We start from the raw sequence: 14,399 nt of genomic DNA on the forward strand, positions 1-14,399 counted from the left end.
CCGGCAAGTTCCGGCTGCAGCGCGAAAACGCACCCTGCGCCGGCGCCGTCATGCTCCCGCCTCAAGCGCTTCATACGCATTTTACGTTTTTCTGCTGAACAGGCGGCAAACGAGGGCCGGGTCCTATCGAACCGGGGGCGGTTCGGACGCGACCCAAGCCATCGAAACCGAGACGCCCGATTCATCGGGCGCATTCACGTGAGGAATGGCCACCATGACGGCGGGAAATCGCGCAACGCCGCGCGATACGGATCCACCGAGGGATCGCGGAGATGAACCACCCGTTCGCAGCAGCGCCGGCGAAATGGCGCTGCAATCGAGCCGCGGCTTCGAGGCTGCACCGCAGATGTTCGTGCGGCTGACCGGTTCGCATCTCGCGAAACCAGGCGATCGTCTTTGAGCGAGCGCAAGCGCGTCACGGAGTGAAGAACTCGCCGCACTTCTGGACGTTTGCGTCCGCCGGTCCCCACGGCATGATCGGCACGGTCGACGTCGAGTTCTTGGGCGACCCCTCGATCAGCCTGTCCGAATAGACCATGTAGACCAGCACGTTGCGCTTGGCGTCGCAGCCGCGCACGATCTGCATCTTCTTGAAGAACAGCGAGCGCCGCTGGCGGAACATGTCGTCGCCCTGCTCCATCTTGTTCTTGAACCTGATCGGGGCGATCTGGCGGCAGGCGAGCGAGATGTCCGAGACCTCCTCGGCAAGGCCCAGCCACCCCTTGAAGCCCCCCTTCTCCGGCACCGTGAAATGGCAGGCGACGCCCTCGACTTCCGGATCGTCGAGACCATAGGTCGCGAGCTTGTCGTTCGGGCTCATCCATTTGAACACGGTCGAGCGGCGGAAGATCAGATCGGGCTCGTCGGCGGCGGATGCCGACGCCATTGGCGCAGTCAGAGCCAGGAGGAATAAAGCGAGGCCTTTCAAGCGGATGCCCGAAAAACCGGGGAAACGAGATGACATGAAGCTCTCCGGTAACAAGTCCCCGCAATGTAGGAACGCGACAGCTCGACAGGAAGACGACAGGCAGCCCGGCGCGGCCGCCGTTTACCGCTCCGTGAGGCTTTTCTGCTACGGCTTGGACAAATGTAGCTGATCGCAGAACCACCCTGCTGGTGAACGCGTATCCCCTTTGCGAGACTAACGTCTGATTTGGATTGTGGATTCGAGGATGAGCAGCGTGAACGACTCGGGTTCTTTCGCCAAGCGGGCGCGGCTGTGGCAGGTCGCCGTTTTGACGGCGGCGGGTGCGATCGGCACGACCAGCCACGCAGACGCAGCGTTTTACTATTGGACGGATTATTCCGACGGCTCCTACTACGCCCGGCAGCGTCCCGAGCCACTGCGCCAGAAGCCACAGAAGAGCCGCACGGTCGGCAAGAAAGAAGTTGTCGCCGAGAAGGAAGCCGGCACCAAGCCGCAGGGACCGCTCGTCATCGTCGTCTCGATCGACCGGCAGAAGGTGACGGTCTACGACAGCAAAGGCGCGTTCGCGGAATCCCCGGTGTCGACCGGCATGAAGGGTCATTCGACGCCGATGGGTGTGTTCAGCGTCATCCAGAAGCACAAATTCCACCGCTCCAACATTTATAGCGACGCGCCGATGCCGTACATGCAGCGGATCACCTGGTCCGGCGTCGCCATGCATGCCGGCGTGTTGCCGGGTTACCCGGCCTCGCACGGCTGCATCCGCATGCCGATGTCATTCGCGGTGAAGATGTGGAACTGGACCAGGATGGGCGCGCGCGTCATCGTCGCGCCCGGCGAGATGACGCCGCACAGCTTCTCGCATCCCCTGCTCGCCTCCGTGCGTGTGCCGCCGCAGCCCACGGCGAGCCTCGAACCGCAGACTACTGTCGGCGAGAAGGGCGACAAGGGCGCCGCCGAAACCAAGCCCGCGGAGACGAAGACTGCAAGTGCCGACAGCGTGCTCGCGTTGCGCGCGTCCCTCGGCCATGCCGCGATGTCGGATGTGACCACGGGCAGCGCGCCCGCGCGCGAGGAAGCCGGCGCACCGGCCGATAAGGCGAGGACGGCCGAGGCATCCGGTACGGTCAAGCCAGGTCACGACGACAAGCCTGCCAACAAGGTCGAGGCGGTCAAAGCCGAGCCGGTCAAGACGGAGGCGGTGGACTCCGCGAAGACGCCCAATGCACCGGCCACGGCGCCGACAATGACTGCTTCGCCCGACGCAAAGAAGGACGAGACCCGCGTTGCTGACCCGGCGCCAGCTGTAAGACCGGAAGCGCCCAAGCGGGCCGGCCAGATTGCCGTCTTCATCAGCCGCAAGGATTCCAAGCTCTATGTGCGGCAGAATTTTGCGCCGCTGTTCGAGGTGCCCGTCACGATCGCCGCGAGCGACCGGCCGCTCGGCACGCATGTCTTCACCGCCGAAGTCGACAGGGCCGATGCCAATTCGCTGCGTTGGTCGGTGGTGTCGCTGCCCGTCTCCGCCCGTTCCGCGGCACGCGCGGACGACAGCCGCCTCGCGCGCGGCCAGCGCGGCGCCGCCGTGATCCCCGTCGCCGCCAGGCCCGTGGTCACGCCGGACAGCCCGGCCGAGGCCCTCGACCGCATCTCGATCCCCGCGGAGACAATGGCGAAGATCAACGAGATGCTGACGTCCGGCGGCTCGATCATCGTCTCCGACCAGGGCATCAACCAGGGCGAGACCGGCGAAGGCACCGATTTCATCGTCCGCCTGTACTAGGCTTCGTCGCTCCCGATAACGCGGTGTTGAGCAGTCCGGTCGTGCCGGCGGGGTAACATGCGGCCCGGATCATTTCGGGGGACGCCGTCATGATGAATCGCAGGACCATGCTCGTCGCAGCGGTTGCAGGCACGATCGCGCCGGCAGCACGCGCTTTCGCCGATGGCGGCATGAGCCGGATTGCGGCCTACGCCTTCTCCTTCCCCGCGTTGTCTGGCGACGACATCCGCCTCGCCGCGTTCACCGGCAAACCGCTGCTGGTGGTGAACACCGCCTCGCTCTGTGGCTACACTCCGCAATATGCCGGCCTGCAAGAGCTCTGGAACGAATTCCGCCCCCGCGGGCTCACCGTGATCGGCGTACCTTCCAACGACTTCGGGGGCCAGGAGCCCGGCGGCGCGAGTGAGATCACGGACACCGCGCACCACCAATATGGTGTTACCTTCCCGGTTACGGCCAAGGCCGTGGTGATCGGAGCGAAAGCGCATCCATTCTACAAATGGGCCGCCGAGGCGCGACCGAAGGAAGTTCCGAAGTGGAACTTCCACAAATACCTGATCGGCCGCGACGGCTATATCGCCGACGTCTTTGCGTCCGCGGTCGAACCGGCCGACACGCGAATCAAAACGGCCATTGCCAGGGCGCTGGCCGACAGTTGACGCAGGCGCGCCATCCGGCTGGGCACAAGTGTCGGGGCGCGTCAAACAGCCGTTGCAATGGCGATGCCGCACCATCTAGGCTAGGATCGTTTGGGGCAGGATGGTTTTTGCCACAGGCGAAAAGCCGCGGCGGGACAACGGGGCCAATCTCGAGGACAACACCATGCGTGTGGCGGCAGGACTGATTTTGGCAGGCGCGATGTCGGTTGCGATGACCGGCGCAGCATGGTCACAGACACCGGCCTCGAAGCCGGCAGCCGCGACGCAAGCCGCACCGGCGGCGACGCCGGTCGCGTCGGCGCCCGCGACGGCTCCGGCCGCCGCTCCCGCGACAGGCGCCGCGCCAGCAGGGTTCGTCAATCCGCCACCGCCCAAACAGCCGCCGCAGCCGGCACGCGCGGCCTGCAACACGCCGGGCGCGCTCGGTGTCGCCCGCACCGTCGAGATCGACACCACGGGCGGTCCCGGCTTCGGCTTCGAGCATTTCAAGGAGCTCGACTTCCTGCGCGACAAGGAGGTGGTGCTGACCTTCGACGACGGCCCCTGGCCGCGCAACACGCCCGCGGTGCTGAAGGCGCTCGCCGACGAATGCACCACCGGCATCTTCTTCTCCATCGGCAAGCACGCGACCTATGAGCCGGAGATCCTGAAGCAGGTCTACGCGGCCGGCCATACGGTCGGCGCCCATACCTGGTCGCACGCCAACCTCAACAACAAGAAGCTCACCGAAGCGCAGCGCAAGGAAGAGATCGAGAAGGGCTTCAGCGCCGTGAGATGGGCGCTCGGCGGCATCTCGCCCTCACCGTTCTTCCGCTTCCCGGCGCTCCAGCATCCGCCGGAGATGGTCACCTATCTCGGCAACCGCAATGTCGCGATCTTCTCCTGCGACATCGACTCGTTCGACTTCAAGGCCTCCAAGCCCGAGAAGGTGGTCGAGACCGTGATGAAGAAGCTCGATACCAAGGGCAAGGGCATCATCCTGATGCACGACTTCCAGAAGCACACTGCGGAGGCCCTGCCCGAGCTGCTCAAGCGGCTGAAGGCCGGCGGCTACAAGGTGGTGGCGATGCGCGCCAAGTTCCCGGCATCGACGCTGCCGGAATACGACCAGGAGCTGCTCAAGGACGCCAAGCTGCCGACGGTGAGCCAGCGCCCGGTCAATTCCGTGGTGACGACCGTTTCCGAATAGAAGGCCGTTGTCTTTCCGTATCGAAGGCTACGTCATCGTCTCAGCGGACGGCATGCTTGCCGACGCCGATCGCGTGATGCCCGAAAGCCTCAAGTTCGAAGGCGACAAGCTGTTCTTCGAGCAGGCGCTCGATCGCGCCGCGCTGATCGTGCATGGCCGGCACTCGCACGAGCAGCAGCCGAACTCGCCGAAGCGCAATCGGCTGATCCTGACCCGCAAGATCAGGGACCTCACCGTCGACCCGGAGATGCCGAACGCGACGCTGTGGAATCCGCAGCACGCGAGCTTCGATGAGGCCTGCGCGTTCGCGGACGTCGCCTCCGGCATGATCGCCATCATCGGCGGTCCGCTCGTGTTCGACATGTTCATGGACCGCTACGACGCGTTCTGGCTATCGGAAGCCCCGCATGTGCGGCTGCCCGGCGGCGAAGGCTGTTTCGGCGGCGTGCCGGCGCGGACGCCTCACGAGGTGCTGGCTTCGCACGGATTGAAGCCGGGCGCCCCGTACGTGCTCGACGCGGCACATGAGGTGACCGTAACGCCGTGGCGGCCGAAGTAGCCTCCCGGCATGGCCGGCTGGCTTTCGCGCACCGGTGGGATGAGGCTCCGGCGAGAATCTGAGGAACAACCCCATGCACAGTACCGGCATCAGGACACCTTTGCGTATCCTGCGGTTTTATCAAACAAAATTGGCGCCGCCGCCGGCCAGCGCAAAGCCGGCTAGCATATTGGCCGAGGCCCGATAATCGGCCCCGACGGCGGTCATGGCGCTATAGCCAACGTCCGCGGCGCTGCGTCAATACGAGCTGAGGACTGAGAAACACCGGATCAATAGACTGAGACAAAAGCGCAAAACTGGACGGCCTGAACCCTGGCGGAAGCCGCCAATTGGGTGCTGCCTGGCCCGAGACGGCAGCATTGGTACACAAACGAGCCGCTTTCGCTCTGCGGGATAGTCACCATATACGCCGGGGCTCGGGTCTCCCCCCGAAGGCCTCCAGGGCCCTCCGGAAATCCTTGCCATGATTGGCCCGGCTCGCCGGCTTCCGGCCTCAACGATGATCGAGACGCGACCACGGGCACCATGAACGACGACTGCACGACGACAGGTCCGACAGACGCCTCCGGACTGACGGGCAATGCAGCCCCGATTTCGTCCCTGCTACCGGCATTCGGCTTCACTGCCGATCGGATGGAGACAGATGCGAATGTCGCCGCCTGGCGAGAATCTGTCGCCACGCTGTTCGACGTCGACGAACTCGCCGCCGACGACCCGGGCCCGTTTCGCGCCGACATCAGCTCCTACGCCATGGGGCCGGTCCTGATCGGGCTGAGCCGTGCCAGCGGCCAGCGTTTCCGCCGCACCCCCGAAACGATTGCGCGCAGCGGCGTCGACCACATCATTCTCCAGCTCTATCTGAAGGGGGGCTATGACGGCGTCGCGGGCACCCGGCCGATCCGTGTGCGTGCCGGCGACATCTGCCTGTTCGACCTCGCCCAGACCCTGGAGACCAAGGCGACGGCTTTCGAGAACATCACGCTGGTCGTGCCGCGCCCGATGTTCGGCACCCATCTCTTGCGAGTCGACGACCTGCACGGCCTGGTCCTGCCCGGCAGCAGCGTGATCGCAAGGCTGCTGGCGGGACATCTCACCGCACTGGTCGAATTTGCGCCCCGCATGACGCTCGACGAATGCCAATCGGTGGTCGAGGGCACGGTTTCGCTGCTGGCCGCGTGCCTGCGCAACGAGCTCGAACGTGGCGACGCTGACGCCGACCATACCGTCGCTGCGAGCCCGTCCTTGATGCGGATTCGGCAATATATCGAGGCTGGCCTTGCCAGCGAGGATCTGTCGGCCAATTCGATCGCGGCCCATTTCGGCTTGTCCCGGGCCTCACTGTACCGGTTGTTCGCCCCCGTCGGCGGCATCGCAGACTACATTCGCAGCCGTCGGCTGCACCGCGCATTCTTCGATCTCGCCAATTCGGGCTCGCGTGGTCCGCGCATCAGCGAGGTCGCGCGGCGCTGGCAGCTCGGCACCGACGCGCATTTCACGCGCTCGTTCAAGGCAGCCTACGGCATTACGCCCCGCGCAGCGCGCGAGGCCGCCTTGCTCGGCCTGCAGCACGGCACCGATGCAACGAGCAGCGCAACGATTTCCCGCTGGATGCGCGAGATCGCGCCCCCAAGGGCGCATTGATCGCTACACGTCGCCGTAGGCCGCCTCGGCCGGACGCGTGGTGCGGCCGTAGCCGATGATCATGCAGAGCGCGCCGATGATCGACAGGTTCTTGAGCGCGTCGACCAGCATCTTGGCGTTGTCCGGCGGGGTCTGGTTCCAGAAATCGTAGAACAGGACGGTCGCGACGGCGACGTAGATGATCAGCAGCATCGCGAAGAAGCGCGCGCCAAGATTCAGCGCGATCATCAGCCCTGCGATGACCTCGAGTCCGCCGACCGCGATCGCCAGCAACTGCGGCGTGGTCATGGCCGTCGCCCCCTCGACCTGCGTGGCGTAAGGCGCGATGACATCGGGCACTACGATCTTGGTGGCGATGAAGTCCGCGGTCGCCTGGATGGCAAAGAGCTTGGTCGCGCCCGTGTAGATGAACAGCACGGCGAACAGGATTCGCCCGAAAGTCACGAACGCTGGCATGATCGGCCTCTTGGCAAAGCGCTACAGCATGGAACGCTTCAGGGGATTATGAAGAGTCCGATTGCGGTTTTCAAACGGGGAATGGAGAACCGCGAGGAATTCAAAACGCGCCACACATTCGCTACCCCTTCTCCCCTTGTGGGAGAAGGTGGCTCGTCGCGAAGCGGCGAGACGGATGAGGGGTATCTATCGGCACGGAAAGCTCGCGGGATCTCGACTCGCGGAAACAACCCCTCATCCGGCGCCATAGCCGAAGCTTCGCTTCGGCGTTCTTAAGAACGGCGGCCAAAGGCCACCTATGCCACCTTCTCCCACAAGGGGAAGGGACAGCACCCATCCATCCGCTGGACAACCTTCCGGCGGCCCTGCAGCCCGCCCTTACGTGAACAACGTCGGCTGCTGCCGGGCTGCGCGCTCCTGGGCTTCGACGACTGCGACAGCCGTCATGTTGAGGATGCCTCGCGCGGTCACCGACGGCGTCAGGATATGTGCCGGGCGTGCCGGACCGACCAGGATCGGACCGACGGGCAGCGCGTCCGCCAGCGACTTGATCATCTGATAGGCGACATTGGCGGTGTCGAGGGTGGGCATGATCAGGATGTTGGCCTCGCCCTCCAGCTTGGAGTGCGGCAGCACCATCCTTCGCGCAGCGGCGGAGAGTGCGGTGTCGCCCTGCATCTCGCCGTCGGCCTCGATCTCCGGATGCTTTTCCTTCAGCAGCTGGGTCGCCCGCCGCATCTTGCGCGAGGATTCGGTGTCGTAGCTGCCGAAATCCGAGTGCGAGACGAAGGCGATCTTCGGCTTGATGTTGAAGCGCTGCACGTGGACCGCGGCGAGCGATGCGATCTCCGCAAGCTCTTCCGCGCTCGGATTGGGCCGAACCTGCGTGTCGGCGATGAAGAAAGCACCCTTGCTGGTGATCAGCAGCGCAAGCGCCGCGTAGTCGCTGATCCCCGGCGAGAAGCCGATGATCTCGCGGACATGACGCAGATGGCTCATGTAGCGGCCCTCGACGCCGCAAAGCATGGCATCCGCCTCGCCGCGCGTCACCGCGAGCGCGGCGATCACGGTGTTGTTGGTGCGCACCACCGTGCGGGCTGCATCCGGCGTGACGCCGCGGCGGCCGGCGACCTCGACGTAAGACTGCACATAGGAGCGGTAGCGCGGATCGTCCTCGGGATTGACCAGGTCGAAGTCCTTGCCGGCGCGGATCGAGAGCCCGAAGCGCTTGATGCGCGCCTCCACGACCGAAGGACGGCCGACCAGGATCGGCCGCGCCAGGTTCTCCTCCAGCACGACTTGCGTCGCACGCAGCACGCGCTCGTCCTCGCCTTCGGCATAGATCACGCGCACCGGCTGGGTCTTGGCCTTGGCGAACATCGGCTTCATGACGAGACCGGAGCGGAAGGCGAAGCGCTCGAGCAGCGCGGTGTACTCGTCGAAATTGGTGATGGGTCGCGTCGCGACACCCGACTCCATCGCCGCCTTGGCCACAGCCGGCGCGATCCGCAGAATCAGGCGCGGGTCGAACGGGCTCGGGATCAGCGAGCCCGGGCCGAAGCCTTGGGTCTCGCCGGTGTCGAAACCCTGCGCGACCGCATCCGACGGCGCCTCGCGCGCGAGCTGCGCGATGGCCTCGACGGCGGCGTGCTTCATCTCTTCGTTAATGGCGGTGGCGCCGACGTCGAGCGCGCCGCGGAAGATGAAGGGAAAGCAGAGGACGTTGTTGACCTGGTTCGGATAGTCGGAGCGGCCGGTGCAGATCATGGCGTCGGGGCGCGCCTTTCGCGCCTCTTCTGGCATGATCTCCGGCACGGGATTGGCGAGGGCCATGATCAAGGGCTTGTCGCCCATCGCCTTGGCCATCTCGGGCTTGAGCACGCCGGGTGCCGAGAGCCCGATGAAGATGTCGGCGCCGCCGATCACGTCGGCGAGCGTGCGCTTGTCGGTCTTCTGCGCATAGACCGCCTTCCAGCGGTCCATCGAGGTGTTGCGCCCCTCATGCACGAGACCGTCGATGTCGCAAACCCAGATGTTCTTCCGCTGTGCGCCCATCGAGACGAGCAAGTTCAGCGTAGCGAGCGCGGCGGCCCCTGCCCCCGAGGCCACGATCTTGACCTCCGACAGCTTCTTGCCGTTGAGCCTGAGGCCGTTGGTGATCGCCGCGGCGACGATGATGGCGGTGCCATGCTGGTCGTCATGGAAGACCGGGATCTTCATGCGCTCCTTCAGGCGCGTCTCGATCTCGAAGCATTCCGGTCCGCGGATGTCTTCCAGATTGATGCCGCCGAAGGTCGGCTCGAGCGCCGCCACCGTCTCGACCACCCGGTCGATGGTGTCGGCAGCGATCTCGATGTCGAACACGTCGATGCCGGCGAATTTCTTGAACAGGACCGCCTTGCCTTCCATCACCGGCTTGGAGGCCAGCGGGCCGATATTGCCGAGGCCGAGCACCGCGGTGCCGTTCGAGACCACCGCGACCAGATTGGCGCGGGTGGTGAGCGTGGCCGCCTCGGCCGGGTTCTTGGCGATCTCGGTGCAGGCGGCGGCAACACCCGGAGAATAGGCCAGCGCGAGGTCGCGCTGGTTGGCAAGCGGCTTGCTTGCCTGGATCTCGAGCTTTCCGGGGCGCGGCAGACGATGATAGGCCAGCGCCGCCTGGTGGAGATCATCAGAATAGGACGACATGCGGAGTCTCGCCTCACGTTACCGGCATCAAAATGCATGATCCGGAGCTGCCGCCCAAGCGAAACGGTATTTCCGGGTCATGGAAACGGGATGAAGCACGCCGGGTGCCCCGGTGGCAACATCCGATTGCGCCCCCATCAACAGGACGCGCAGTCAACTGTCTGAAAACCATAGCTTTCCCTGGACCGCGCGGCGTTTGCCGAATATGGCAGGTTGCGCGGTGTAGAACGAGCAACTGGAGCCGGGAATGAAGCGAATCCTGATCGGCCTGATCATGGCAGCCGTGCTCGGCGCGGGCGGATGGTTCGGCTTCAATCTCTACGTCCAGCACCGGGCCACCAGCGAGGTCGAGGCGGCGTTCGAGCAGATGCGCTCGGGCGGCGGCAAGGCCAGCCATGGCAAGATCACGTTCGAGCTCGCGACCCGGACGCTGACGATCGAGGACATCGACGTCGAGCCCGCCAACCAGCCGCAGGCGAAGATCAAGATCGCCGGCATCAAGGGCACAGGCGTCCGCCTGATCGATGATGCCAGGTTTTCGGCCGACAGCATCGACATCACGGGTGTCGAGATTGCGATGGACGACGTCGGCCCCGGCAAGTTGAAAGTGGCCTACAAGGTCCCGCAGACGACACTGCGCGACTATGCAGGTCCCCTCCACGTTCAAAACATGCCGGCATCGAGCTCCCTGATCGACGCGTACCGGTTCGCGCTCGTCCAGTTCGCGAGCGTGACGGCAACGTCCGTGACGGTCCCGTCCATCAACATCAATTTCGACGCCGGCAGCAGCGGCGGCAGCGGTGAAGTGCTCTATTCCGGCCTCGCGCTGCAAAATCTCGGCCGCGGCAAGGTCGATGCGATGAAGACGGACCGCGCCACCTTCACGATCAACGTTGCGCAGCCGGGCAAGGCGGACAAGCTGACTGGCGAGATCTCGACCCTCATCGTCAACGATTTCGACTCGACCCCGATCCTCGTCGCACTCGATCCACAAGCGAGCGGTGTCGACAGCTACCGCCGGGTCTACCGGCAAATCTCGAGCGGCCCTTATGTGCTGAAGTCCGCGCTGGGCCTGCGTATGGATATCGACGGCTTCGCCATGGAAGACATCGACGTGCAGCCGTCGAGGCTCCGTTTGTTCGAGATGTTTGCCATGCTGCCGCAGGATAAGTCGGCCCCGCCGACGCAGGCGCAAACGCGCGAGCTGATGGAGAAGGTCGCTGGATTCTACGACGGCATTCGCGTTGGCAAGGCCGAGATCGGCAAGACCTCGATCGGCACACCGCAGGGAACCGGGAAGATCAACGCGATCCACTACCGGCAGGGCGAATTCGCAATCGAGGGCGTCGATGCACCCTCGCCGCAGGGTCAGTTCAAGATGGAGCGCTTCGCGCTCAAATCCTTCAGCATGCCGAACTTCATGCGCTGGGCCTCCGGTCTCAGCAGTCCCGGGCAGCCGCCCTCGCCCGACCAGATGCTGGGCCTGTTCCGGGTGCTCGAAGGCGCCGAGATCAAGGGCGTCGTCTCACCCTACAAGAACACGCGTCAATCCGTCACCATCGATACGATCAGCCTGAACTGGGGCCAGCTGGTCGGCTCGATCCCCAGCAAGGCCAATCTGGTCGTGAAGATGGTCACGCCCACGGATACCGCCAATCCGGCGCTACGGCCGCTGATCATGGCGGGTGTCGACAAGCTCGCGATCGACCTCGATCTCGGCGCCGCCTGGACGGAATCGTCCGGGGCGTTCGCGCTCGCGCCGGCGAGCATCGAGCTCGGCGACCTCGCCAAAGCGCAAGCCCGCTTCGCGCTCGCCAATGTGCCGCGCGGCCTGTTCACCACGACCAACCCAGTGCAGGCGATGGGTCAGGCGGCGCAGGTCGAGACTGGCGCGCTCGAGCTCTCCTTGCGCGACAGCGGCGTCGTCGATCTCGTCGTGGCGCAGTTCGCGCGCATGCAGAATGTCAGCCGCGACGCTGCGCGCAACGCCATCGTCCAGACGATCCGGACGCAAGGCGAGAGGATCGCGGCGTCCAATGCCGACGTGAGAATGGCGGTCGATGCGCTCGCCGGCTTCGTGGAGACGTCGGGGCAGACACTGACCATCAAGCTCACGCCCCGCGCCAAGGTCCCGCTGATGCAATTGATGCAGCTCTCGCAAAGCGACCCGGAGAGCGCGCTGGCGCAGTTCAGGATCGAGGCGTCGACGGGGCTGTAGGAGAGCTGTCTCGTGTCCCGGACGCGCTGCAACGCGCCAGCGTTGCTGCGCAGAGCCGGGACCTAGAATGCTCACTGTTCGCTGAGAGATGGGCCCCGGCTCTGCAGCGCACCGCTGACCGGACGATGCTTCACATCGCCGGGATAGCGGTGCGCTGCGTCCGGGGCACGAGACCGAAACCGCCGCACGCTCACTTCTGCGGCAGGTTCACCCGGATATGCAGCTCGCGGAGCTGCTTGGTGGTGGCTTCCGAGGGCGCGCCCATCAGGAGGTCCATGGCCTGCTGGTTCATCGGGAATAGCGAGATCTCGCGCAGATTCGTGGTGCCGCACAGCAGCATCACGATGCGGTCGACGCCCGCGGCCATGCCGCCATGCGGCGGCGCGCCGTACTGGAAGGCGCGGTACATGCCGCCGAAGCGTTCGACCACTTCCTGCTCGCCGTAACCTGCGATCTCAAACGCCTTCACCATGGCCTCCGGCACGTGGTTGCGGATGCCGCCCGAGGCGATCTCGTAGCCGTTGCAGGTGATATCGTACTGGAACGCCTTGATGGTCAGCGGGTCCTGGCCCTTCAGTGCCTCCAGGCCGCCCTGCGGCATCGAGAACGGGTTGTGCGAGAAATCGACCTTCTTGTCGTCCTCGTTGTACTCGTACATCGGGAAATCGACGATCCAGGCGAGCTCGAACCGATCCTTGTCGGTGAGATTCAACTCCTCGCCGACCTTGTTGCGGGCAAGGCCCGAAAACTTCCAGAACTTGTCGGGATCGCCGGCGACGAAGAAGGCGGCGTCGCCCGCTTTCAAACCGAGCTGCGCCCGGATTGCCTCAGTCCGATCTGGGCCGATATTGTTCGCAACAGGGCCAGCACCGAGGGCGCGAATTGCGTCTCCGATCCGCCCTTCCTTCAAGAGCTTCTCAACTTCGTCCCGCTTTTGCCGATCCTGAGGCTTGTTGAGATCCAACGTCCCTTCGACAGAGCTGGCAGCGCTGTCAACAACCAGTCCTGTAGCCTCGCCGCCCTCGCGCCACATGATGTAGCCGAGGCCGGGCTGGCCTTCGCCCTGCGCCCAGGAGTTCATGCGGTCGCAGAACGCGCGGCTGCCGCCGCCGGCGGCCGGGATCGCCCACACCTGGTTCTTGGGATCCTCGAGCATGCGCGCGAACACCTTGAAGCCGGAGCCGCGGAAGTGCTCGGAGACGTCCTGCATCTCGATGGGGTTGCGCAGGTCCGGCTTGTCGCTGCCGTATTTGCGCAGCGCCTCGGCGAACGGAATCCGGCGCCAGCCCTTGGTGACCGGCTTGCCCTTCGCGAACTCCTCGAACACGCCGGTGATGACGGGCTCCATCGCGGCGAAGACGTCCTCCTGCGTCACGAAGCTCATCTCGACGTCGAGCTGGTAGAACTCGCCCGGTAGACGGTCGGCGCGCGGGTCCTCGTCGCGGAAGCAGGGCGCGATCTGGAAGTAGCGATCGAAGCCCGACATCATCAGCAGTTGCTTGTACTGCTGCGGCGCCTGCGGCAGTGCGTAGAACTTGCCGGGATGAATGCGCGAGGGCACCAGGAAGTCGCGCGCGCCTTCCGGCGAGGACGCGGTCAGGATCGGCGTGTTGAACTCGAAGAAGCCCTGCCCCTCCATGCGCCGACGCATCGACTTGATGATCTCGACGCGCGTCATGATGTTCTGGTGCAGCTTCTCGCGGCGCAGGTCGAGGAAGCGGTACTTCAGGCGGATGTCTTCGGGATATTCCTGGTCGCCGAACACCGGCAGCGGCAGGTCGCCGGCCGGGCCCAGCACCTCGATCTCGCTGACATAGACCTCGACCTTGCCGGTCGGCAGATCGTCATTGTCGGTACCCTCGGGGCGACGGCGGACCTTGCCATCCATCTTGACCACGAATTCCGAGCGCAGCTTTTCGGCCAGCGAGAATGCCGGCGAGTCCGGATCGACCACGCACTGGGTCAGGCCGTAATGGTCGCGCAGGTCGATGAACAGCACGCCGCCATGGTCGCGAACGCGATGGACCCAGCCCGAGAGGCGGATCGTCTCGCCGATGTTGCTCTCGCGGAGCGCGCCGCATGTATGTGACCGGTAGCGATGCATGGTCGTCCCAAAAATCAATGTCGGAGGATGCGAATCGAACGGCCTTTCACGGCCGGTCCGAAGTTGCGGCAGGGTTTACCTCGCTAGGACCAAGGCGGCAACCAAGGGAACGCCCTGTTTTGGGCTGGAAGTGCCCATTTTCAGGGGCCGAGCCTTTGCCTTCAGGCGTTCCAG

General features: G+C 64.9%; 11 protein-coding genes. 7 read left to right on the forward strand and 4 right to left on the reverse strand.

Features of this window, described 5'->3' with window-relative positions; translation table 11 throughout:
* The first annotated feature begins 205 nt into the window (after nt 1–205).
* Nucleotides 206–400 (forward strand): hypothetical protein, encoded by a 195-nt coding sequence (locus AC1RQP_RS04650; RefSeq protein ID WP_492936074.1) that lies wholly within the window; start codon nt 206–208, stop codon nt 398–400.
* A 15-nt stretch (nt 401–415) separates the two neighbouring features.
* Here AC1RQP_RS04650 and AC1RQP_RS04655 read toward each other — a convergent pair whose 3' ends face one another.
* On the reverse strand, nt 416–964 hold the full coding sequence (locus tag AC1RQP_RS04655) for a CreA family protein (protein WP_492936075.1): 549 nt from the start codon (nt 962–964) through the stop codon (nt 416–418).
* 208 nt (nt 965–1,172) lie between these two features.
* On the opposite strand from AC1RQP_RS04655, the gene AC1RQP_RS04660 reads away from it, so the two are divergent.
* The 5 genes from AC1RQP_RS04660 to AC1RQP_RS04680 all read left to right on the forward strand — a co-directional run bounded on the left by AC1RQP_RS04660 (nt 1,173) and on the right by AC1RQP_RS04680 (nt 6,759).
* Entirely contained in the window at nt 1,173–2,711 is a 1,539-nt protein-coding gene (locus tag AC1RQP_RS04660) for a L,D-transpeptidase (RefSeq protein ID WP_492936076.1), read from the forward strand.
* A gap of 89 nt (nt 2,712–2,800) precedes the next feature.
* A complete protein-coding gene (locus AC1RQP_RS04665; RefSeq protein ID WP_492936077.1) occupies nt 2,801–3,370 on the forward strand; it encodes a glutathione peroxidase in 570 nt (189 codons plus the stop codon).
* A gap of 163 nt (nt 3,371–3,533) precedes the next feature.
* On the forward strand, nt 3,534–4,559 hold the full coding sequence (locus AC1RQP_RS04670; RefSeq protein ID WP_492936379.1) for a polysaccharide deacetylase family protein: 1,026 nt from the start codon (nt 3,534–3,536) through the stop codon (nt 4,557–4,559).
* Nucleotides 4,560–4,566: 7 nt separating this feature from the next.
* Nucleotides 4,567–5,118 (forward strand): dihydrofolate reductase family protein, encoded by a 552-nt coding sequence (locus AC1RQP_RS04675; RefSeq protein WP_239623290.1) that lies wholly within the window; start codon nt 4,567–4,569, stop codon nt 5,116–5,118.
* Between the two features lie 525 nt (nt 5,119–5,643).
* Nucleotides 5,644–6,759, forward strand: coding sequence for a helix-turn-helix domain-containing protein (locus AC1RQP_RS04680; protein WP_492936078.1), 1,116 nt, complete (start codon nt 5,644–5,646; stop codon nt 6,757–6,759).
* A gap of 3 nt (nt 6,760–6,762) precedes the next feature.
* Here the strand turns inward: AC1RQP_RS04680 and AC1RQP_RS04685 are convergent, their stop codons facing one another.
* Together AC1RQP_RS04685 and AC1RQP_RS04690 are read right to left on the reverse strand one after the other, a co-directional pair.
* Nucleotides 6,763–7,215 carry a DoxX family protein gene (locus tag AC1RQP_RS04685; RefSeq protein ID WP_239623289.1) on the reverse strand — a complete coding sequence of 151 codons (453 nt, stop codon included), beginning with the start codon at nt 7,213–7,215 and terminating at the stop codon, nt 6,763–6,765.
* A gap of 378 nt (nt 7,216–7,593) precedes the next feature.
* A complete protein-coding gene (locus AC1RQP_RS04690) occupies nt 7,594–9,903 on the reverse strand; it encodes an NADP-dependent malic enzyme (protein WP_239623288.1) in 2,310 nt (769 codons plus the stop codon).
* A gap of 247 nt (nt 9,904–10,150) precedes the next feature.
* Here AC1RQP_RS04690 and AC1RQP_RS04695 point away from each other — a divergent pair, with 247 nt between their 5' ends.
* Nucleotides 10,151–12,121, forward strand: coding sequence for an aq_1923 C-terminal domain (locus AC1RQP_RS04695; protein ID WP_492936079.1), 1,971 nt, complete (start codon nt 10,151–10,153; stop codon nt 12,119–12,121).
* Between the two features lie 190 nt (nt 12,122–12,311).
* Here AC1RQP_RS04695 and aspS read toward each other — a convergent pair whose 3' ends face one another.
* Nucleotides 12,312–14,225 carry an aspartate--tRNA ligase gene (gene aspS / locus AC1RQP_RS04700; RefSeq protein WP_492936080.1) on the reverse strand — a complete coding sequence of 638 codons (1,914 nt, stop codon included), beginning with the start codon at nt 14,223–14,225 and terminating at the stop codon, nt 12,312–12,314.
* Between the last annotated feature and the right edge of the window lie 174 nt (nt 14,226–14,399).

This window comes from Bradyrhizobium sp. GW821-FHT13H06 (assembly GCF_058803975.1).

What these genes read in the sequence shown, in the direction of transcription:
- AC1RQP_RS04655 (WP_492936075.1), bottom strand. Translation starts at nt 964, where the DNA reads ATGTCATCTCGTTTCCCCGGTTTTTCGGGCATCCGCTTGAAAGGCCTC.
- AC1RQP_RS04650 (WP_492936074.1), top strand. Translation starts at nt 206, where the DNA reads ATGGCCACCATGACGGCGGGAAATCGCGCAACGCCGCGCGATACGGAT.
- AC1RQP_RS04670 (WP_492936379.1), top strand. Translation starts at nt 3,534, where the DNA reads ATGCGTGTGGCGGCAGGACTGATTTTGGCAGGCGCGATGTCGGTTGCG.
- AC1RQP_RS04665 (WP_492936077.1), top strand. Translation starts at nt 2,801, where the DNA reads ATGATGAATCGCAGGACCATGCTCGTCGCAGCGGTTGCAGGCACGATC.
- AC1RQP_RS04695 (WP_492936079.1), top strand. Translation starts at nt 10,151, where the DNA reads ATGAAGCGAATCCTGATCGGCCTGATCATGGCAGCCGTGCTCGGCGCG.
- AC1RQP_RS04660 (WP_492936076.1), top strand. Translation starts at nt 1,173, where the DNA reads ATGAGCAGCGTGAACGACTCGGGTTCTTTCGCCAAGCGGGCGCGGCTG.
- AC1RQP_RS04685 (WP_239623289.1), bottom strand. Translation starts at nt 7,215, where the DNA reads ATGCCAGCGTTCGTGACTTTCGGGCGAATCCTGTTCGCCGTGCTGTTC.
- AC1RQP_RS04690 (WP_239623288.1), bottom strand. Translation starts at nt 9,903, where the DNA reads ATGTCGTCCTATTCTGATGATCTCCACCAGGCGGCGCTGGCCTATCAT.
- aspS (WP_492936080.1), bottom strand. Translation starts at nt 14,225, where the DNA reads ATGCATCGCTACCGGTCACATACATGCGGCGCGCTCCGCGAGAGCAAC.
- AC1RQP_RS04680 (WP_492936078.1), top strand. Translation starts at nt 5,644, where the DNA reads ATGAACGACGACTGCACGACGACAGGTCCGACAGACGCCTCCGGACTG.